Annotated in this window: 22 protein-coding genes and 1 pseudogene; 3 read left to right on the plus strand and 20 right to left on the minus strand. The window is 32.1% G+C overall.

What is annotated here, in order from left to right:
• Positions 1–119 precede the first annotated feature (119 nt).
• A complete protein-coding gene (gndA, locus tag KA893_RS00750; protein WP_002483219.1) occupies positions 120–1,529 on the minus strand; it encodes an NADP-dependent phosphogluconate dehydrogenase in 1,410 nt (469 codons plus the stop codon).
• A gap of 68 nt (positions 1,530–1,597) precedes the next feature.
• Positions 1,598–2,734, minus strand: coding sequence for a M20/M25/M40 family metallo-hydrolase (locus KA893_RS00755; RefSeq protein ID WP_002483218.1), 1,137 nt, complete (start codon positions 2,732–2,734; stop codon positions 1,598–1,600).
• Positions 2,735–2,921: 187 nt separating this feature from the next.
• On the opposite strand from KA893_RS00755, the gene prli42 reads away from it, so the two are divergent.
• Positions 2,922–3,020, plus strand: coding sequence for a stressosome-associated protein Prli42 (gene prli42 / locus KA893_RS00760; protein ID WP_150873476.1), 99 nt, complete (start codon positions 2,922–2,924; stop codon positions 3,018–3,020).
• 227 nt (positions 3,021–3,247) lie between these two features.
• Here prli42 and KA893_RS00765 read toward each other — a convergent pair whose 3' ends face one another.
• From KA893_RS00765 to ahrC, 9 genes are all read right to left on the minus strand, one after another.
• On the minus strand, positions 3,248–4,237 hold the full coding sequence (locus tag KA893_RS00765) for an aromatic acid exporter family protein (RefSeq protein WP_002483217.1): 990 nt from the start codon (positions 4,235–4,237) through the stop codon (positions 3,248–3,250).
• A gap of 11 nt (positions 4,238–4,248) precedes the next feature.
• Entirely contained in the window at positions 4,249–4,686 is a 438-nt protein-coding gene (gene brxB, locus KA893_RS00770) for a bacilliredoxin BrxB (RefSeq protein WP_002483216.1), read from the minus strand.
• A gap of 233 nt (positions 4,687–4,919) precedes the next feature.
• A complete protein-coding gene (locus KA893_RS00775; RefSeq protein ID WP_069822002.1) occupies positions 4,920–6,203 on the minus strand; it encodes a dihydrolipoamide acetyltransferase family protein in 1,284 nt (427 codons plus the stop codon).
• Between the two features lie 12 nt (positions 6,204–6,215).
• Entirely contained in the window at positions 6,216–7,199 is a 984-nt protein-coding gene (locus KA893_RS00780; RefSeq protein ID WP_002483214.1) for an alpha-ketoacid dehydrogenase subunit beta, read from the minus strand.
• Positions 7,192–8,190: a thiamine pyrophosphate-dependent dehydrogenase E1 component subunit alpha gene (locus tag KA893_RS00785; RefSeq protein ID WP_210125524.1), complete on the minus strand. Its 999-nt coding sequence runs from the start codon at positions 8,188–8,190 to the stop codon at positions 7,192–7,194. The genes KA893_RS00780 and KA893_RS00785 overlap by 8 nt, the downstream gene beginning before the upstream one ends.
• Positions 8,191–8,206: 16 nt before the next feature.
• Positions 8,207–9,628 carry a dihydrolipoyl dehydrogenase gene (lpdA, locus tag KA893_RS00790; RefSeq protein WP_002483212.1) on the minus strand — a complete coding sequence of 474 codons (1,422 nt, stop codon included), beginning with the start codon at positions 9,626–9,628 and terminating at the stop codon, positions 8,207–8,209.
• A gap of 1,041 nt (positions 9,629–10,669) precedes the next feature.
• Complete coding sequence (locus KA893_RS00795; protein WP_115340595.1) at positions 10,670–11,566, minus strand: phosphate acyltransferase; 897 nt, start codon at positions 11,564–11,566, stop codon at positions 10,670–10,672.
• Positions 11,567–11,632: 66 nt separating this feature from the next.
• Positions 11,633–13,315, minus strand: coding sequence for a DNA repair protein RecN (recN, locus tag KA893_RS00800; RefSeq protein WP_069822005.1), 1,683 nt, complete (start codon positions 13,313–13,315; stop codon positions 11,633–11,635).
• Between the two features lie 21 nt (positions 13,316–13,336).
• A complete protein-coding gene (gene ahrC, locus KA893_RS00805; protein ID WP_037538396.1) occupies positions 13,337–13,789 on the minus strand; it encodes a transcriptional regulator AhrC/ArgR in 453 nt (150 codons plus the stop codon).
• A gap of 225 nt (positions 13,790–14,014) precedes the next feature.
• On the opposite strand from ahrC, the pseudogene KA893_RS00810 reads away from it, so the two are divergent.
• A pseudogene (locus KA893_RS00810) lies at positions 14,015–14,245 on the plus strand (IS110 family transposase); the annotation flags it as partial.
• Positions 14,246–14,407: 162 nt separating this feature from the next.
• Here the strand turns inward: KA893_RS00810 and KA893_RS00815 are convergent.
• From KA893_RS00815 to KA893_RS00855, 9 genes are all read right to left on the minus strand, one after another.
• Positions 14,408–15,295 (minus strand): polyprenyl synthetase family protein, encoded by an 888-nt coding sequence (locus tag KA893_RS00815; RefSeq protein WP_041080640.1) that lies wholly within the window; start codon positions 15,293–15,295, stop codon positions 14,408–14,410.
• On the minus strand, positions 15,285–15,530 hold the full coding sequence (locus tag KA893_RS00820) for an exodeoxyribonuclease VII small subunit (RefSeq protein WP_041080639.1): 246 nt from the start codon (positions 15,528–15,530) through the stop codon (positions 15,285–15,287). Before KA893_RS00820 ends, KA893_RS00815 begins: the two co-directional genes overlap by 11 nt.
• Positions 15,523–16,860 (minus strand): exodeoxyribonuclease VII large subunit, encoded by a 1,338-nt coding sequence (gene xseA, locus KA893_RS00825; RefSeq protein WP_069822006.1) that lies wholly within the window; start codon positions 16,858–16,860, stop codon positions 15,523–15,525. Before xseA ends, KA893_RS00820 begins: the two co-directional genes overlap by 8 nt.
• A 14-nt stretch (positions 16,861–16,874) precedes the next feature.
• Positions 16,875–17,261 carry a transcription antitermination factor NusB gene (gene nusB / locus KA893_RS00830; RefSeq protein ID WP_011303036.1) on the minus strand — a complete coding sequence of 129 codons (387 nt, stop codon included), beginning with the start codon at positions 17,259–17,261 and terminating at the stop codon, positions 16,875–16,877.
• A gap of 113 nt (positions 17,262–17,374) precedes the next feature.
• Positions 17,375–17,737 carry an Asp23/Gls24 family envelope stress response protein gene (locus KA893_RS00835; RefSeq protein ID WP_002483204.1) on the minus strand — a complete coding sequence of 121 codons (363 nt, stop codon included), beginning with the start codon at positions 17,735–17,737 and terminating at the stop codon, positions 17,375–17,377.
• 12 nt (positions 17,738–17,749) lie between these two features.
• Positions 17,750–19,108, minus strand: coding sequence for an acetyl-CoA carboxylase biotin carboxylase subunit (gene accC / locus KA893_RS00840; RefSeq protein WP_210125525.1), 1,359 nt, complete (start codon positions 19,106–19,108; stop codon positions 17,750–17,752).
• Positions 19,108–19,587 (minus strand): acetyl-CoA carboxylase biotin carboxyl carrier protein, encoded by a 480-nt coding sequence (accB, locus tag KA893_RS00845; protein ID WP_002483202.1) that lies wholly within the window; start codon positions 19,585–19,587, stop codon positions 19,108–19,110. Before accB ends, accC begins: the two co-directional genes overlap by 1 nt.
• A 277-nt stretch (positions 19,588–19,864) precedes the next feature.
• A complete protein-coding gene (gene efp / locus KA893_RS00850; protein WP_002483201.1) occupies positions 19,865–20,422 on the minus strand; it encodes an elongation factor P in 558 nt (185 codons plus the stop codon).
• A gap of 28 nt (positions 20,423–20,450) precedes the next feature.
• A complete protein-coding gene (locus KA893_RS00855) occupies positions 20,451–21,509 on the minus strand; it encodes a M24 family metallopeptidase (protein WP_069822008.1) in 1,059 nt (352 codons plus the stop codon).
• Between the two features lie 103 nt (positions 21,510–21,612).
• Here KA893_RS00855 and KA893_RS00860 point away from each other — a divergent pair, with 103 nt between their 5' ends.
• The gene (locus KA893_RS00860) at positions 21,613–22,200 is read left to right on the plus strand and encodes a hypothetical protein (RefSeq protein WP_002483199.1); all 588 of its coding nucleotides are present in this window, start codon (positions 21,613–21,615) and stop codon (positions 22,198–22,200) included.
• Position 22,201 lies beyond the last annotated feature (1 nt).

Below are 22,201 nucleotides of genomic sequence, written 5' to 3' on the forward strand. Positions count from 1 at the left end.
ATATTTTTTCTTTCTCTAAAATCTACTAGCATATAAAAAAGAGCCAAGACATTATTATTTAAACAATAATGTCTTGGACTCCTCTATGATACAAATACAATTAGAATTTTAAAATCGTATTATTCTTCAATCCATTGTGTATGGAAGACACCCTCACGGTCTTTACGTTCATAAGTATGTGCTCCAAAATAATCACGTTGTGCTTGAATTAAGTTAGCTGGTAAGTTTTCTGAACGATAACTGTCATAATAGTTAATACTTGCAGAGAAACCAGGTGTTGGAACACCATTTTGTACACCAGTTGCAACAACATCACGTAATGCGTCTTGATAATTAGTTACAATATCTTTGAAATATGGATCTAATAATAAGTTTTGTAACTCAGTATCATTATCATAAGCTTCTTTAATTTTTTGTAAGAATTGCGCACGAATAATACAACCTTCACGCCAAATCATGGCTAATTCGCCTAATTTTAGGTTCCATTCGTTATCTTCACTTGCTTTTCTCATTTGAGCAAAACCTTGTGCATATGAACAAATTTTACTCATATATAGTGCTCTACGTATTTTTTCTAAGAATTCATCTTTATTACCTTCGAATTTAGCATTAGGTCCATTTAATTGTTTTGAAGCATTTACACGTTCTTCTTTAATTGATGAAATGAAACGCGCAAATACTGATTCAGTAATAATTGTTAATGGAATACCTAATTCTAAAGCGTTAATTGAAGTCCATTTACCAGTACCTTTTTGACCAGCTGTATCTAGTATTTTTTCAACTAAAGCATCATCAGCGTTATCGTCTAATTTTGTAAAGATATCACCAGTGATTTCAATTAGATAACTTGATAATTCGCCAGCGTTCCAATCTTTAAATGTTTGAGAAATTTCTTCATGAGACATACCAAGTAAATCTTTCATCATTGCATAACTTTCAGCAATTAATTGCATGTCTGCATATTCAATACCATTGTGAACCATTTTGACGTAGTGTCCAGCGCCATTTGGTCCAATGTAAGCTACACAAGCAGCACCATCATCTGCTTTGGCAGAGATAGATTCTAATATGTCACTTACTTTATCAAAAGCAGCCTCTTGACCACCAGGCATTAATGAAGGACCAGTTAACGCGCCAACTTCTCCGCCTGATACACCCATGCCGATAAAGTTAACGCCACTTTCAGCAAGTGCTTTATTTCGTCTGATTGTATCTTGATAGTTTGTATTACCACCATCAATTAATATATCATCATTGTCTAATAATGGTAATAAGCTATCAATTGTTGCATCTGTTGCTGGACCAGCTTTAACCATTAATAAAATTTTACGTGGTTTTTCTAGAGAATTAACAAATTCTTCTATAGAGTATGTTGGATGTATGTTTTTTCCTTCAGATTCCTTAACCATTTCATCAGTTTTTTCTGAAGAACGATTAAATACTGAAACACTATATCCACGAGATTCAATATTCCAAGCAAGGTTTTTACCCATTACGGCTAAACCTACTACACCAATTTGTTGTGTCATTTAACTAACCTCTCTTATTAAAGTTTTCTAGTATATTATATCACAAAGCGATAATAATAATCACTTAATCAGTTCGTAGATTGTTGAGTAATTATTTCTACAATTTTAAGTAATTGTTTTGTTAATAAATTTAAAGCATTTATTGGCATGCGTTCTTCAGTTGTGTGAATGTTTTCATAACCTACGCCTAAAATAACAGTAGGAATTCCCAATTGATTAATGATATTACCATCTGATCCTCCACCTGCCATCACAGTGTTAGGTTTTAAGCCTAATGCAGTTGCACTTGCCTTTGCTACTTGAGTTACTGTAGCTTCGTCATGAATTTTAAAACCAGGATAGCTCTTAATGATTTCAACTTCAGAAGTACATCCATATTTTTCTGTCGTTTCTTCAAACACTGTTTTCATATGCTGTACTTGAGATTCAATACTTTTATCTGAATGAGAGCGTGCTTCAGCTTTAAGTGTAACTTTATCTGCAACAATATTTGTAGCAGAGCCACCTTCAAATCGTCCAATATTTGCAGTAGTATAGTCGTCTATTTGTCCTAATTTCATTTCACTTACTGCTTTAGCTGCTATATTAATCGCGCTTACGCCTTTACTTGGGGTACTCGCATGTGCGGTCTTTCCATAGATTGTAGCATTTACTTTCATTTGAGTGGGGGCATGTGTCACAGTTGTACCTACGCCAACACTGGCATCAATAGCATATCCATAATTGGCATCTAATAAGGTTTGATCTAATGCTTTTGCACCCTCAAGTCCTGATTCTTCACTAACAGTAATAACGAATTGGATTTGACCATGAGGTATGTTTTGTTCTTTTAAAACGTTTATACATTCTAAAATAGCAGCTAACCCTGCTTTATCATCAGCACCTAAAATTGTAGTTCCATCAGAATATATGTATCCATCATCTTTAATTTGAGGTTTTACATTTAAACCGGGGACAACAGTATCCATATGACTAGTAAAATAAATTTTATCTATATGATCTAAATTTGATGTAGCAGGTAAAGTGCAAATCAAATTGTTAGCACCTAAATTTTCATTTTTACTAGCATTATCTTCTTGAACTAATAATCCTAATGATTCAAATTGTGATTTGAGATGTGATTGAATCATTTGTTCATTACCACTCTCAGAATTTATTTGGACTAATTCTAAGAATGTGTCTAAAAGTCGTTGTTCGTTAATCATCTATAATTCCCCATTCTAATATTTATATGTCTTATAGTTCAGTTTAACGAATTATATAGAGCAGTAAAACTAATATGATTCAACGTATGTAGATGCTATGTGATATAATATGTATATAAATATATATTGATGCGTATTTAATTATGTGCATGATATTGATGAAATTAGATAAGTTGGAGGAATAATTTTGAATAATAATAAAGTATTAAGAGTTATTATCGTAGTTATGTTAATAGCTGTCGTTCTTGCATTAATCTTGACGAGCGTCGTGCCATTAGTAAATTAATCGTTAATGTATTAATAAATGTGTGTAAGTAATATAATTTAATAATCGCATTTAAAATGACTGAAACATGAGTATGATCTTTACTCAAATCTCATTTGAATTATATGAGTGTAGTAATTTGCTATTAGAAAAGCATATTAAAAATATCATCAATTTAGTTACTTATACCTCAAATCAATGAAACAGGCCGAGACAAATTGTTGTCCCGGCCTGTTTCATTGATTTGTTTAAATGGTAACTTTTTGATCGCTATGTAACCTTAATGAACCGAATTGTGATTTAACAGCCAAATAGGCTTCTAATTCATTTAATAATTGTAATAAACTTGCTCTCGTTCTAAATGATTCGTGTGTTGTGGGTAACTCTGCCTCATTCAGTTCTAATCTTATTTCATATAAAGAATGTAAACGTAATGCAGTATAGTCATTGCTATTTACATTCGTAGCTACTTCGGCAAATAAATTAGAAATCTTAGTTAACATACAGTCCTTTGTTTCAATATTTTCTATAATTAAAGCCATACGATGCAATAATTCTAATTGTTCTTCTCTCATATCAAAATAATGATAATAAGAGTTTTCGTTTCTAACAAAATGGTTTTTAACATCTCTAAACGCAATAGATTTTGCTTTACGAATCGTGAATTTTAATTGTTTGAAAGAAATATCAATCGATATATTAGGTTTTTGACATGTTTTGCTAAATGTTTCAAAAATTGCTGTGAACTGTTGTTCAATTTGTTGTTTATAATGCTTTAAATTGCTATCTAAACTAGGCATAATACTATTCATTAAAAAAGCTATTCCTAATCCGACAACGAGCAATAAAATTTCATTTATAAATAAATGTAAATCGATTGTTTGAGCATTAAACACATGTAATAAAATAACACAACTTGTTACCACGCCTTCTTGAACTTTAAATACCACAGTTAGTGGTATAAAAAACAATACGATGATGCCTAATACGATTGCATGTTGCCCTAAAAGGCTGAAAGCAATAGAGCCAAATATTAAAATCATAAAGCAAGATACAAAGCGTGATACAATGGCTTGTAGTGAATGTACTTTCGTATGCTTAATGCATAAAACAACTAAAATAGCGCTTGAAGCAAAATTATCAAGGCCAATTAATTTGGCAATAATGATACCAAGCGCCATTCCAACAGCAGTTTTAATTGTTCTAAATCCAATTCTATAGGGATTTAAACTAATCATTTTTTACGCCTCTATTTTTCGACACAATAATTATCGAATAAATTTTGTAATTGTGTGATGACGTTCATTACGTCATGACCTTCTATTTGATGTCTTTCTATCATTTCAGTTACTTTACCATCTTTAATCAATGCGAATGAAGGACTTGATGGTGCATAACCTTCAAAGTAATCTCTAGCACGTTGAGTTGCTTCCTTATCTTGACCCGCAAATACTGTTACTAAACGATCAGGTAATTTATCATAATGTAAAGCATGTGTTGCTGCTGGTCTAGCAATACCGCCTGCGCAACCACATACAGAATTGACCATTACTAAAGAAGTGCCTTCTTGTTTTAATACATTATCCACTTCATCTGCACTAGTTAATTGTTCATAACCAGCTTCTTCAATTTCATTTCTAGCTTGATTAACAACGTCTGTCATATATAAATCAAAATTTAAGTCCATAATCAACTTCACCCTTCATTTCTAGATTAATACTTTTATTCTACTAATATATATAGAATACTTCAACAGGTGTGCGTTATATTGTATCATTTCCTAATATTTAAATAATCATTTTAAATCAAACCTGTTCATTTAATTAATGATATAAAAAAAGCACAATCACATGATATATAACATTAAGTTTGATATCACATGATTATACTCTTATCTAACATTGGTCAATTTTTTTTATATTAATAAATGCTCGTATGTTCTATTGAATATTGTTCAATACGTGTTTTAACGAAATTCATAAATCTACCAGCTTGTAAGCCATCTAAGATACGGTGATCAATTGAAATACATAAATTGACCATATTACGAATAGCTATCATATCATCAATAACAATTGGTTTTTTAATAACTGATTCAATTTGTAGTATCGCCGCTTGAGGGTGATTGATGATACCCATTGATGAAACTGAACCAAATGTTCCAGTATTATTTACAGTGAATGTTCCACCTTGCATATCTTCTGAGCGTAATTTTTTATTTCTAGCTTTTTGTGCTAACTCATTTATTTCTCTAGCAATACCTTTAATTGATTTTTCATCAGCATTTTTAATCACTGGCACATATAATTTATCTTCATCTGCCACAGCAATCGAGATATTCACATCTTTATGCATAACGATTTCTGAATCTTGCCAACTACTATTAAGTAATGGATATGCTTTTAATCCTTCAGCCACAGCTTTAACGAAGAATGCGAAAAATGTTAAGTTGTAACCTTCACTTTCTTTAAAACTTTGCTTATGATAATTTCGCGTTTTTACTAAGTTAGTGGCATCTGCTTCTACCATCATCCATGCATGTGGTATTTCATTTACACTATTGACCATATTTTGCGCGATTTGTTTACGAACGCCATTTACAGGTATAGATGAACCAGGTGATGGTTCATTATATACTGCTTGTTTAGAAACTTTAGGCGAATCTTTAGGTGAAATGATATTAGAAGACGTTTTACTTGTACCTTCTTTGATTGCTTTTTCAATATCTTTTTTAGTTACACGACCTTCGAAACCAGTACCAACAACTTGTGATAAATCGATATCATTTTCAGAAGCTAATTTAAATACAACTGGAGAATAACGACCATTATTTTTAGCTTCACTACTTTGAGCATTAGCAGATTGATTTGTTAATTCACTATCCTGATGATCTTTTTCAATATCTTCATTTGATGTATTATCTTGCGTTTCTGATTCTGTCTCATTTTCAGTGGCAGTTTCAAGTGTTTGGTCGTCTGCATCTAATATGCAAATGACTTCGTCAACAGCAACAGTAGTACCTTCATTTACGATTATTTCACGAATTGTGCCGGCGTATGATGAAGGTACTTCTGCAGTTACTTTATCAGTAATAACTTCGCATAGTGGATCATATTCTTCAACTTTATCGCCTACTGAAACTAACCACTGTTCTATTGTGCCTTCATGCACACTTTCACCGAGTTTAGGCATTTTTATTTCCATTATAGTGCCTCCTTAGAATTCTGCGAGTTCACGCATTTTAATTTTTATCTTATCTGGATTAATCATAAACTCATCTTCAAGTGGTGGTGCGAATGGCATAGAAGGAACATCAGGTCCAGCAAGTCTCATAATTGGTGCGTCTAAATCGAATAAACAATTTTCTGCAATAATGGCAGCAACTTCAGAAATGACACTACCTTCAAGATTATCTTCAGTAACTAACAACACTTTACCAGTTAATTTGGCTCTTTCAATAATCGTTTCTTTATCTAATGGATACACTGTACGTAAATCAACTACTTCAACATTGATATCATCTTCAGCAAGCATATCAGCTGCTTGAATACAATAATTCACACAAAGTCCATAAGTGAATACTGTAATATCATCACCTTCACGCTTAACATCAGCTTTACCAATTGGCACCGTATAATAAGATTCAGGTACTTCCTCTTTTAATAACCGATAAGCTTTTTTGTGTTCGAAATATAACACTGGGTCATTAGACTCTATTGATGACAGTAAAAGCCCTTTTGCATCGTAAGGTGTAGAAGGAATTACGATTGTTAGACCAGGTGTGTTAGCAAAAATAGATTCGACACTTTGTGAATGATAAAGCGCACCGTGTATGCCACCACCAAATGGAGAGCGAATCGTAATCGGACAATGCCAATCATTATTTGAACGGTATCTCATTTTTGCAGCTTCACTCATAATTTGATTTGTGGCTGGTAAAATATATTCAGCGAATTGAATCTCTGCAACTGGTCGTTTACCTAACATCGCCGCGCCAATACTAGTACCAACAATATTAGATTCTGCAAGTGGTGTATCTAAAACACGTGCTTCACCATATTTTTGTTGTAAACCTAAAGTAACACCAAATACACCGCCTTTTTTACCAACATCTTCACCTAAGACGAATACGTCATCATCCTTAGCCATGGCTTGATCTAATCCTTGTTGAATTGCTTCTAAATAGCTTAATTTAGGCATTGATTGAGCTCCCTTCTTCGTAAACGTGTGTGTAAGTTTCTTCCGGAGATGGATAAGGTGCTTTTTCAGCTTCTTTTGTTGCTTGGTTTACGATTTCTTTATGTTCCGTTTCGATTTTTTCTAACCATGTTTGATCGATAATACCTTCTTCAAGCAGAAATGTTTTAAATTTGAGGTTACAGTCTAAGGATTTTAAACCATCTCGTTCTTCTTGAGTACGATACTTGTCATCATCATCTGATGAGTGCGCAGTCATTCTAGTACACATAGCTTCAATAAGTGTTGAACCTTCACCATTCAATGCACGTTCACGCGCTTCTTTCATCACTTTGTACATTGCAATGGGATCATTACCGTCAACATGTTCCCCGTGCATACCATAACCAATGGCACGGTCAGATAATTTTTCAGCACCATATTGCAAAGAATCAGGAACAGATATGGCATATTTATTATTTTCTATTACACAAATAAAAGGAAGATTGTGGACGCCAGCAAAGTTAAGGCCTTCATGAAAATCACCTTGGTTCGAACTTCCTTCACCAACCGTTGCCATTGCAATATTTGGTTTTTTATCCATTTTTAAAGCTAACGCTGCACCTACAGCATGTACAATTTGTGTCCCGACAGGTGAACTCTGTGATAATATACCTTTTTCTCTTTTCCCAAAATGAGAAGGCATTTGTTTACCACCAGAGTTTATATCATCACGTTTACCAAATGCAGCCAACATTGAGTCTAATGCTGTCATACCCATATAAGTTACAAATGCTAAGTCTCTGTAATAAGGTGAAGATATATCACCTTCACGCATAGCATATGCCATCCCAATTTGAGTAGCTTCTTGTCCTTGACAACTAATGACAAATGGAATCTTCCCTGCGCGATTTAATAACCACATGCGCTCATCTATTTTACGACCTAAGTCCATCCATTTATACATCGTTTGTAAGTCGGACGCTTCAAGTCCAACCGATTTATAATCAAACATCTTATTTCCTCCTTAATTAAACGTGAATCGATCTGTTTTCAACTTTTAAGCCTAGTTCCATTAACACTTCTGAAAGTGATGGATGGGCATGTGTTGTTAATCCAAGTTCTAAAGTTGATCCATTCATAAATTGCAACAATGATACTTCGTTAATTAATTCTGTTACATGAGGCCCAATCATATTTAAGCCAAGTACAGTATCATTATCTTGATCGATTACGATTTCGCAAAAGCCATTTTGATTTGTAACATTTTCAATAACTGCCTTACCAATCGCTTTAAACGGCACTTTAAAAGCTTTTGCATTTAAGTTATTCGCTTTTGCTTGTTCTAGATTTTGTCCAATACTCGCTACTTCAGGTTGTGTGTACACACATTTTGGCATCTTATTATAATCCAATGGTAAAGGTGATTTATCAAACATATGTTCAATTGCTGTAGTACCTTCTTTAGAACCTACATGAGCAAGTTGTAACTTTCCAATGCAATCACCTGCTGCATATATATGTTTGTCCTCTGTTTGTTGGAATTCATTGACGATAATATGATTGCTATTAGACAATTTTATTTTTGTGTTATTTAAACCAATATCTTCAGTATTTGGTTTGCGACCAATTGCCACTAAAGCTTTTTCAAAATGAGTAACTTCTTCATTTAATTTAATATCAATACCTGTTGCTTCAATTGTAATTTGCGATTCAGTAAGTTGTGTATTTTCATAAAACGAAACACCGCGTTGTGTTAATTCTTTCTTTAATGTATTGGCAATTGATTTACTTTCAGTTGGTAAAATACGTTCTCCTGCTTCGATGACCGTTATGTCTACCCCCAAATCAGTCATTAAAGACGCAAATTCTAAACCTATAACACCCCCGCCAATAATGGCTAGTGATTTAGGTAACGCTTCTAATTTTAAGATGTCATCACTAGATAAGACGATTTTATGATCAAACGGCAAAAATGGTAAGTTCATTGGTTGTGATCCAGTAGCAATAAGTACATTGTTATTAGGTATTAATTCTGATTCACCATTTTCAAATTCTACAGATACTGTACCACTTTGAGGTGAAAATATAGAAGGGCCTAATATACGGCCAACGCCATTAAACACATCAATTTTATTATGTTCCATCAAATGTGTTACACCATTAAACATCTGATTGACGATATCATTTTTTCTTGATTGCATCTGAGAAAAGTTAACTTTAAAGTTATCCACATCCACACCATAATCAGTAGCATTGGATATTGTCCTCATAACTTCTGCGGATTTTAATAATGCTTTTGTCGGTATGCATCCTTTATGTAAACAAGTTCCACCTAAAAGCGATTGCTCTACAAGTGCCACTTTTTTTCCTAGCTGTGATGCTCTAATTGCAGATACATAACCTGCAGTGCCTCCACCTAGTATCACTAAATCATATTTTTCTTCTGACATTTTTTTGCTCCTAACTATAAACCTCAGCAATTTCAGCTATTGTTAATACTATTCATGTACCTATTGCCATAGTTGCCTTTGCGCTGTAACCTGGATAAATAGGTTCTATTGTAATCCAAGAAACTAAGATTTTTAATTTTTCTAAACCCTGTTCTTTAAATTTTAATGCCTCATGTAAACCATTCGACTCGTTTCAGCTTAATACGCCTATGTAGCTCCATGTAACGATTTTCACTTTTTGACTCACTCATATATCGAAAATATATTAATTATATGGCTTAGATAATTATTCAGTTGATTAGTAGTATTCAATCAATTGTTTAGTACACACTAATGAAACCACCTTTTTACTTAAAAAGTGATTCATTTCTTTAAGTGTAAAATTGTAATTGTATCATCTGGTTTTTGAACATTCCCGCTACATACATTTAAAAGTCATGTACTAGATAATTAATCATCGTTATCGAATATATTTTCAATTTTTTATGAACCAACTGTAATACAATTTCAAAAAAGTATGTCAATAACAGTGATATCAAGATTAAATCTTTAAATAAACATTACCTTTTAATCAAGCAAACACTTTTGAAATTAATACGTGAAAATGTCGGCATTCTTTTCCCTAAGATATCTTCCTATCGTTATAATCATTAATGCCTCAATGACTATAAGCGCATCGGTAAAAAACATCATTAATGAACATCTAAAACCATAAACAATAATACCACTCAGTTTCGCTACATGTACACCATATTTAAAAATTTTAGGCGAATGATCATCTTGCGTTAAATAGAATGTCAGGACGTCCCCATATCATAAACACAACTGTAATTTAATTTTTAATGTTATACGGAATACCTTGGTTCATTTAAAGTGAAAATATTGATTGATGCTACATGAATTCAAGTTTTAAGTTTTCAAAACTACGGTAATATTAACCAATTTATGATATCCATTTATATTTTACATCAATTAAAGGCATTATAAAATTAATAACCTATCCCGAAAAATATAATATGACACTTCAATAGAAAAATTACGTTAGTTTAACACTTTTAGCGCTAAAAGTAAGGAGTCTAATTTATTTTGCTTTGTATCTGAACGAGATGTTAATACGATTGGAAATTTTGCCCCTAATATTAAACTTGCAACGCGTGCTTCTCCGAAATAAGTGAATGATTTATACAATGCATCACCAACATCAATATGTGAAACGAGTAATGCGTCGGCGTCCCCTGCAACCGACGATTTAATATTTTTCTTAATCACGTTTTGCATACTAATTGCATTTTCAAATACAAAAGGACCATCAACGAATAAAAATTCCGATTGTTTCCGACTGAAAATTTGCTTTAATTTCACAGCATCCAAAGAAGATTGTATTTTTTTAATTGGTTTTTCTACAGACGAAAGCAAGGCAATTTTAAATTTTACATAACCCAGTGACATTGCAAATTTTGATAAATTATTAATTATTTGTTTCTTCTCTTCAACTGTAGGACTAATATTAAAAGCTGAATCGCTCAGCATAAGCGTTTTGTGATAATTAGGGATGTGAAAACATGCTACGTGATTTAAAAAACCATGATAATCAACAAAATTTTTGTTGCCTAATACAAATGTTAATAAAATTGAAGACGCAATATTTCCCTTCATCAATAAAGACGCTTTACCAGTAGCTAAATCATGTGCACACTGTTGAAATAATTTGTTCTCATCCTCAAATGTTAGGATATGAATTCTATTTAATATTTGTACTTCGACGTCAAATGATCGGATAATTTCGGTAGGGTCTTGCGTATCATAGAGATAAACATCAATATCTGTTAGCGATAATGCATCTATAACGACAGATAACATTTTTTCATCGTTGGCAAATAAAATGGCAACATCACCTTTTAACACTTTTTTAGGCTCAATTAAATGTTGATATTGCATGAAAATCAACACCTTTCTTATTTTATAAAAATAATTTTTATAATAAATTAAGAAATTACACTTTGCTTATTCACGTAAACGTTGGTTTTGCTCAATCATTTCTTTCGCATTTTGACGTGTGAGTTCTGTAACGCTTGCGCCAGATATCATCCTTGCTATTTCCGTTACACGTTCATCGCCAGATAATTCTTGTACATGTGTAGTTGTACGGTCATCTGTAGTGTCTTTGCTTATAAATAGATGGTGGTCGCTCATCGTTGCTACTTGTGGTAAATGTGAAATACATATAACTTGAATATAAGTAGCTAAGTCTTTCATTTTTTCTGCCATTTTTTGTGCAGCTTGACCAGAAACGCCAGAATCAACCTCATCAAATAATATTGCTGTTTGACCTCTTGTTTTGACAAAAATGGTTTTAAGCGCCAACATAATTCTAGATAATTCTCCTCCAGATGCGATTTTGTTTAAACTTTTAAGTGGCTCACCTTTATTAGGACTAATTAAAAATTCAACAAATTCAATACCTTCACGATTAGGAACATCTAGTGGTTTGAATGAAATTTCTAAGTTAGCATCTTTCATTTGTAAGTTTTGAATTTCTTCTACAATATGATTTCTTAATGTTTGTGCAACACTACGTCGCTCTTTAGATAATTGTTCACCTAAATTAATTACTTTATCGTATAACGTATCAATTTCTTGTCTTAATTGAGAGGTACTTTCTTCATAATTCTCAATTTTATCAATTTCATTAGCCAGTTTACTTTGATAAGTAATAAGTTCACTAATATCCTTGCCATATTTTCTTTTCAAATCGTTGAGTACATTCATTCTAGACTCTAGTTCATTTAAATATTGTTCATCAAACTCTGTATTCGTTAATTCATCATATAACTGATGTTTAGCGTCTTCTAAGGTGTAATAAAATTGATCCACCTCTTCTTTCAATGAATCGTATTTTTCAGGTAATATATGACTAATTGATTGTAATTGATTACTTAATTCATATAATCGATCTGTTATTGCATGTTCATCAGTTAATGTGAGGTGTGCATTATTTAATGCTAAGTTTAGGTTTTCAGAATTTTGTATACGTTTAATATCAGTTTCGAGTTGCTTAACTTCACCTTCAACCAAATTTGCTTCTTGTAATTCTTCATGTTGAAATTTCAACAAATCTAAACGTTGTAATAAAGCCTGGTCCGCAGACTCTAAATCTTCTAGTTCTTTCTTTTTGGCTTTGTACTGGTCAAAAGTAGCCACATACGAATTTAGTAATTTCTTATATTTGTCTTCAGCATAATTATCAAGAAGTTGCAGATGATATTTTTGTTTTAATAGTGTCTGTGTTTCGTGCTGACCGTGAATATCTAGTAATTCTTGCATAATCTTACGTAAATCTTGTAGAGTTACGATTTGATTATTAACTCTGCACATACTCTTGCCAGTACTGAAAATTTCTCTTTTTACTAGAAGAAAATCTTCGTCGATATCAATATCTAGAGCTTCTAATATAGAAATTGCTTCCTTGCTCTCATCAATATCAAAAATACCTTCAATAATAGCTTTTTTTTCACCATGTCGTACATAGTTAGATGAAGCACGCATGCCAATTAATTGACCAATTGCATCAATTATAATTGATTTACCAGCACCTGTTTCACCACTTAGGACAGTTAATCCATCACCAAAATGAACTTCGAGTTCATCAATAATTGCAAATTGTTTTATAGATAGCGTTTGGAGCATCCTTTTAACACTTCCTTATACTTATAATAAATTAAAGATGCGTTTTTTAATCTTCTCGCTTGCAGCATCATCTCGACAAATAATTAAACAAGTATCGTCACCACAAATTGTACCTAATACCTCTTCCCAATCGATTTGGTCTAATATTGCACCAATAGATTGCGCATTACCTGGTAGTGTTTTTAATACTAATAAATTACCGGTTCCATCAATATTTACAAATGAGTCAATTAAATAACGACCCAATTTTTCTAAAGGATGATATTTTCTATCATTTGGTAAACTATAAACATATTGCCCCGCTGGCGTGGGAACTTTTATAAGTTGTAGTTCTTTAATGTCTCTAGAAACGGTCGCTTGGGTAACATTTAATTCATATTCATTTAATCGCTTTACTAATTCATCTTGTGTTTCAATTTTTTCATTTGAAATTATTTCTCTTATTTTTATATGTCTTACCGATTTTTTAGCCATATATAGCACCTCTATAAACGAATATTTATACATTGATTTTACCACAAGCCATAGCATTCGACTACTAAAGACGGTTTATAATTTTACTTACTTAAATGGATATTCCGTTGTAATTATAGTCTTGACAATACTTTTTCAGTGATTCTAAATATGAAGCATTTCAATCATGACTTATATCATATTATGCGTATGCTGAATATTTATTGAATAGTACAAAACTAAATAAAACAAGGAAATAAAAAAACGGAGACCGTTATTTTTCATTGTGATCAATATAATTCGGAGTCAGCGACATTACGATAATCACATTATTGATTATTACTATAAATTAAAAAGCAGCCTCATGAGAAAACTCATAAGACTGCCATGGTAGCTTGTATGAATCGCTTGTTAAAAACAATTCATTATTTAGTTACCAATAATAAGCAATATGACTATCAAATGTCCCCACATTAAAATAATCATAATTACAAATATAGATTAACACCTTATTTAAAAATATTAAATCATAAGGTTTATTTAGTATACTTAATTTACTATATAACCAGTTGACTAATCGTAGGAAAGAGTCCGAAACATCCATTTTTGTCCCAGACTCTTAAATAAACACATTTGATTTTATGATTCACGATTATTAAAAAGTTCTATAATATAAACTAAATTGTCAGTATTATATTGTTTTGGTAATTGATTTAAACATTTGTAAGCTTTGTCAGTATGATGTTTCAATTTGTCTTCAGCCCCTTGTTGGCCTAAAAGTGAAACATAGGTACTTTTATCATTTTCAATATCACTACCGACAGCTTTACCAAGTTTTGCTTCATCACCATAAATATCTAATAAATCATCTTTGATTTGGAACATTAATCCCAAATGTTCACTATATGATTCTAAAGCATTGGAAACTTCATTTTCTGGTTCAGCAATATCGACTGCTGCCATGACTGCAAATTTTAATAGTGCACCTGTTTTTGCATTATGAATTTTCTCTAAAGTGTCTAGATCAATATTTGTTTCTGCACCTTCGCTTTGCATATCAAGCGTTTGGCCACCTACCATACCCAGATGGCCGCTAGCAAAGGATAAACGTTTGATTAATTTAACTTTAGCAACATCATTAAGTGAATCATCGTTTACAATCATATCAAATGCTTTAGTTAGTAACGCATCACCTGCTAGTATCGCTTTCCACTCTCCAAATACTTTATGATTTGTTAATTTACCTCTACGATAATCATCATTATCCATTGGTGGTAAATCATCATGTATTAATGAATATGTGTGTATCATTTCTAGTGCAAGTGCTGATGAAAATCCTTTTTTATACTGATCTGTTAACATTTCTAAAGTTAACAGTAATAATACAGGTCTTATGCGTTTACCACCTGCTTCTAGTGAATAACGCATACTTTCTTCTAGATTAGTATTTAGTTTTGAATTTGGAATTGTTTCAGATAACAATTGATTAACTTCTTCAGTTAAATGTTCCATTTTTTTATTTATCATCACTATCTACCTTCTCAGTATCGTCATTATTGTCAGTATTTTCATCAGACATCAATTCATTTACTTTTTTCTCAGCATCTTTTAATGTTTCATCACAAGTAGCCGATAATTTCATACCACGTTGATATAGGTTTAAAGATTCTTCTAAAGAAACATTTTCATTGTCTAATTTTTGAACGATTGTTTCTAGTTCTTTCATCATTTCTTCAAAACTTTGTGTATTACTATTACTCATCATTACACCTTACTTTCTTTACTTGTGCATCAACAACGCCATCTTTCATTGTTAACACAATATTATCATTTTCAGCCAAGTCTTTCGTACTGGTAATAACTTTATCATCCTTATTTACGATTGTATAACCACGCAACATAGTATTAGTAGGACTTAAATTATTAAGATTTTCTAGTTTTCTAGCAAGATTGTTTTTTTGATTATCAAGTAAATTATGCATGACTTTACTTAATTCAACACGTTTTTGATTATTTGTTAATTGGTCTCTTTTAATACGTTGTTTAAACGTTTTTAAATTGAAATTGTTAAAGAGTAACTGTAATTGTTGTTGCTGATTTTTAATTTTCAAATTCAAAGACAACTTAAGTTGTTTCTCAAGATCATCACGTTTTTGTATTTGTTGATCATAAAGTAGTGAAGGCGTTTGGAATTTATAATAAGATGCAACATGTTCCAAATGTTTTCGTTGTTGCTGCATATATTGTTTGATAAATCGAGTCAATGATAAATTAGCTTGCTGTAAATATTGACGTAATTCATATTGGTCCGGCGTAGCCATTACTGCTGCTTGAGTTGGTGTTGCTGCTCTTACATCTGCCACAAAATCACTTAATGTAAAATCAGTTTCATGTCCTACTGCGGAAATAATCGGTGTTTGACAATTATAGATGGCTTTAACGACATCTTCTTCATTGAAATTCCATAAATCCTCGATAGAGCCTCCGCCACGACCGATAATAATTGTATCAACATTCAAAGCATCAGCTTGATTAATTTTTTCAATAATGTCGCTTTTAGCTTGTTCTCCTTGAACAAGTGTATTGATCTGAACTTGTTCTGCTAATGGATACCTACTATTAATAGTCGTATGAATATCTCGTATTGCAGCGCCAGTTCCGGCTGTTAGCACAGCTATTTTTTGGGGGAATTTAGGTATCACTTTCTTATGACTTTGATCAAAAAAGCCTTCTTTAGTTAATTTCTTTTTTAACTGCTCTAATTTTTGATAAAGATTACCTATTCCATCCATATGCATTTTATTAACGTATATTTGATAATTACCACGACGTTCATAGACAGAAACACGTGCTTCTAATAGCACTTCGTCCCCTTCTTTAGGTTCAAAATCAATTTTTGATGCATTTCCTTTAAACATCATTGCACTGATGACACTGTTTTTATCTTTTACATTAAAATACAGATGTCCACTACTATGCTTTTTAAAATTAGATAATTCGCCTTTAATCAATACGGATTGTAAATGAGGATCTTGATCAAATTTATATTTAATATATTTAGTTAACGAAGTTACACTTAAATATTCTGACATGTTATATCACTCTTCTATTCAATATTGCTCAATACACCGTTTATAAATTTGTAATGATCATCATCACTGAATTGTTTTGCTAATTCAACAGCTTCATTGATAATTACTTTTTGTGGTGTTGAACTATGTAACATTTCAAATGTAGACATTCTTAAGATAATTCGATCAGATTTTAACAATCGTGCTAAAGTCCAGTCCTTTAAATGAGGTTGGATTTTTTCATCTAGCACAACTTCGTGATCTTTAACGCCAGTTACTAACCAACTGATGAATTCGAATTCTAAATCTGGATTATCATCTTTAATAAAACTGATTGCTTCTTCAATTGTTAAATCGCTATTTTTCATTTCAAGTTGAAATAGAGTTTGAAAGGCTTGCGTTCTGGATTCTTTTCGACTCATTATAAACTCCTTCAAGCATAGTATTATAGTAAACCATTAACGAAAAGAGATGCTTAAAATAGAAGCAATCGCTTTTCGCAAAATGAATTTAAAGTAAATTTGCTTTTATAATTTTAATTTATTGGTTCTATATGTGTAATATGAATATTGATTTGACTAGGTTCAATTGTTGTCATCGTCGTTAACGAATTATAAATAGCTTGTTGAATTTTTTTAGCAGTTTCCGATATATTGATACCATACGCTAATGAACAATATACATCGATATAGATGCCTTCATCATTTGTATCTACTTTAACACCGCGACTAAGCTGTTTTTTGCTAATGTTTTCAATGCTGCCTTTTTTTAATTCTTTAAAATGCCCTTGTATACCTTTTACTTCTGAAGTGGCAATACTAGCTATGACTGTTAATACCTCGGGTGCTATTTCTATTTTACCTAATTGGGAATGTGAGGTTTCTGAAACTTTGACCATGTCAATTACCTCCTATTTAGATTGATCATCCATAATATTATGTGTTTCTAAAAACTTCGTATTAAATACGCCGCTTCTAAAAATATCATTCTTTAGTAAACGAATATGGAATGGGATTGTTGTATCAATGCCAAGAACAAGATACTCACCTAGTGCGCGTAAACCTGTCATAATTGCTTCTTCTCGTGTTGGTTCATGAACAATGAGTTTCGCTACCATAGAATCATAATAAGGTGGAATCGTATAATTAGTATAACAAGCTGATTCAATTCTCACACCAAAACCGCCTGGAGCTAAATATTGAGTGATTTGACCTGGAGAAGGCATGAAATTTTTATATGGATTTTCAGCATTGATTCTGAATTCCATTGCATGTCCCTCGATTTTAATATCTTTTTGTTTGAAAGGAAGTTTTTCACCCATTGCAACCTTCAATTGTAGTTTAACTAAGTCTACACCCGTAACCATCTCTGTAACTGGATGTTCAACTTGAATTCGCGTGTTCATTTCCATAAAATAAAAGTCATTCGTATCTAAGTCATAAATGAATTCTATCGTCCCAGCATTTTCATAATTTACGGCTTTTGCTGCTCTGACTGCTGCATTTCCCATTTCTTGGCGTTTTTCTTCGGTAAGTATCGGTGAAGGAGCTTCCTCAACTAATTTTTGCATTCTTCGTTGAATTGTACAGTCACGCTCACCTAAATGTACAACATTACCAAAGCTATCACCCATAATTTGTATTTCAATATGACGGAAATTTTCAATGAATTTTTCTAGATATAAGCCATTATTGCCAAATGCAGTTTCTGCTTCTTGTTGTGTCATTTTAAAACCAGTTTCAAGTTCTTTTTCGTCACGTGCCACTCTAATCCCTTTACCACCGCCACCAGCAGTTGCTTTAATGATTACTGGATAGCCAATTTCAGTAGCGATTTTTTTAGCTTCATTGATATCTTGAACTAACCCCTCGCTACCAGGAACTACAGGTACTTCTGCACGTTTCATTTCTTCTTTAGCTACATCTTTAATCCCCATTTTTTGAATTGATTCATAGCTAGGTCCAATAAATTTTAACTGGCATGCTTCACATAATTCTGCGAAATCTCCATTTTCTGCTAAAAACCCGTACCCTGGATGAACACCGTCGCATCCAGTAGAAGTTGCTATTGATAAAATGTTTGGGATGTTTAAGTAAGAATCTTTAGATTGAGTTGGGCCAACGCAATATGCTTCATCAGCAATTTGAGTATGTAGTGCGTCTTTATCTCCTTCAGAGTATATTGCCACTGTTTGCAATCCAAGTTCATGACATGCACGAATGATTCTTACTGCAATTTCTCCTCTATTTGCTATTAAAATTTTATTCATTATTTCACCTTAAATAACGGTTGGCCATACTCTACCATTTGACCGTCTTCTACTAAAATTTCTGCAATTTCCCCAGTTACTTCGGCTTGAATTTCATTAAACAATTTCATCGCTTCTAATATACAGACAGTTGATTCGTTTGTAACAGAATCACCAACTTGTACGTAAGCACTTTCTTCTGGTGATGGCGATTTATAAAATGTACCTACCATTGGCGCATTAATAGTTTGTAGGTTATCGTCAGTTGTACTTGCATCGCTAGTAGTTTCTTCTGTACTACCTGTAGCTACTGGATTTGATGCTACACCTTGTTGCGGCGCTAATTGTTGCATCGGTTGTTGTGAAATTTGTGGTGTAATGATTTCAGTTTCTTTTTCTTTTTTTAAATTAACAACATTGCCCTTGTCTTCTATATTAATTTCAGTCAAACTTGATTGATCAAGAATTTCAATTAATTCTTTAATTTCTTTAAAATTCATAAATACTGACTCCTTCAGATTGTTTTCATTTACCTAGTTTATTTTACTTTAGAGATATGCTCAATTCAAGCATATACATACTCTCTATATTAAACTGATTCACTTTTGTAGTGTTCCATATAACTATACCTTATTTCAAAAGTAAACTATTAGTGCAATTTTAAATAATATTATTTGATTCTATCTATTTTAACACAATAAAAACCTTTCCAAAGTATAGCGCATTGGAAAGGTTTTTTTAAATGTAATTTCGATAAGTAAATACAAAATTAAACTATTATGCTCTTGAGATGTAACTACCGTCACCAGTATTAATCACAAGTACATCGCCTTCATTTACAAATAAAGGTACATTTAACGTATACCCTGTTTCTACTGTTGCTGATTTAGTTGCACCATTTGCAGTATCACCTTTGATACCAGGTTCTGTTTCAGTTACAGTAAGTTCAACTGTTTTAGGTAATTCAACACCTAATGTTTCATTTTCATAAGACTGAATTTGAACTTCCATGTTAGCTTTTAAGAAGTTAAGTTCATATTCTAAATAGTCAGCTGGTAATTCTGTTTGTTCAAACGTTTGATTATCCATGAAAACATGTGTATCACCATCTGCATATAAATACTGCATACGACGGTTTTCAATTAAAGCAGTTTCTACTTTCTCTCCGCCTCTAAATGTTTTCTCCTGGATTGCACCCGTTCTTAGATTACGTAACTTAGAACGTACAAAAGCAGAACCTTTGCCTGGTTTTACGTGTTGGAAATCTAATACTTTCCAAATACCATTATCTACTGATATTGTTAAGCCTGTTTTAAAATCATTAACCGAAATCATTCAGTTTCCTCCTCGATTATAAGGTCTTCTATAAAATAATAAGGTTTTTAGTGCATTTAGTAAAGCGTTCACAGCCATTTTCTTTAATTAAAATGTCATCTTCTATACGAACGCCACCTAGACCATCTATATAAATGCCAGGTTCAATTGTAACACAATTATTGACGTCTAATTCAGTTTCAGATTTTCTAGAAAGATTGGGACCTTCGTGAACATCTAACCCTATACCGTGACCTAACGAATGTCCAAAGGCATCTCCATACCCTTTTTCCGTAATGTAATCTCTTGCTACTGCATCTAGAGCTTTACCTGTAATGCCTTTTTTAGCTGCTTCTATTCCTTTTAAGTTCGCTTCTAAAACAATATTGTAGATTTCTTTAAGTTGTGGGTCTGGCTCACCGATTGCAAATGTTCGTGTAATGTCCGAACTATAGCCCTTGTAATAAGCACCAAAATCTAAGGTGATCATTTCACCATGATTAATTACTTTATCGCTAGCTACACCATGTGGTAAAGCTCCTCTTACGCCTGAAGCAACTATGGTATCAAACGATGTCCCTTCTGCGCCTAATTCTAACATTTTACTTTCTAACTTTGCTTTTAGTTGCTGTTCCGTCATACCAGCTTTTGCAACAGTTAATATATACTCAAATGTTTCATCAACAATGTCTGAAGCTTTTTGTATTAGCTGAATTTCTGCTTCATCTTTTACTTCACGAATTTTTTCAATTACACCACTAATACTAATTAAACTAATGTAGGCTTTACTCAATTGTAAGTAAGTATCATAACTAACTAGATTACCTTCAAATCCGACATTTTGCACACTTAAGTTTTCAAGTTGTTGCTTTATTTCATCAATTAAGAAACCTTGTTGTTTGATGATTTTAAAATCTGGTGCTTGCGCAGTGGCTTGCTCTATGTATCTAAAGTCAGTAATTAATAAATTTTGTTCTTTCGTTATTATTAATGCACCACTTGTACCTGTGAAACCGGATAAATATCTTCTGTTAAAATCTGATAATATGACTGCTGCTTCTAAATGTTTTGTTTCTAATGCAGAATTTAATTTTTCAATTCTAGTCATCTTTCTTCCTCCTATTCAATAAATTTGTACATTTTCTATTTATACATTAAAATGATAGCATAATTATTATATAAATTTATAGTTTTTGAATTAGGAGCGTATTATGAAGAAAAAAATTGTAGCTATTTTAGGTGCTTCATGTTTGTTAGTTGGTTGTGGTAGTCAAAATTTAGGGCCACTAGAAGAAAAGACCACGCAACTTCGCGATGAAAATCATAAGTTGAAAAGTAACATTCAGGATTTAAAACAACAAATTAGTAAAGAAAAAAGTAACATCACAGCTTTGGAAAAAGATAAAAAAAACATAGCTACAGCTAAAAATAACAATAAGAAAGTTACAAACTTAAAAGCATCTTCTACATATTATCAAGACATTGCTAAATCTATTAAACAGTACGATGAAATTGAAAGTGATGTCACGAAAAATAAAGGTGATAAAAAAATTCAAGAAAAACTTACCGATATCACTAATAAAATTGATACAGCCTTTACTACGTACAAAAACGATATAAATAAAGAAAAAATGAGTAGTGATGACAAGGAAAAAAATAAAGACATTACTAAACTTAATAAAAAATTAAGTGATGCAATGAGTGATATTAGAGAAGGTTACAATGGCAAAGATAAGAAAAAAATTCAAAAGGGACAAAATGCTTTATCAACTATAAGTATCAATAATAGTCAAAGTTAGA

This window comes from Staphylococcus sp. GDY8P126P, assembly GCF_017891965.1.
Lineage (GTDB): Bacteria > Bacillota > Bacilli > Staphylococcales > Staphylococcaceae > Staphylococcus > Staphylococcus saprophyticus.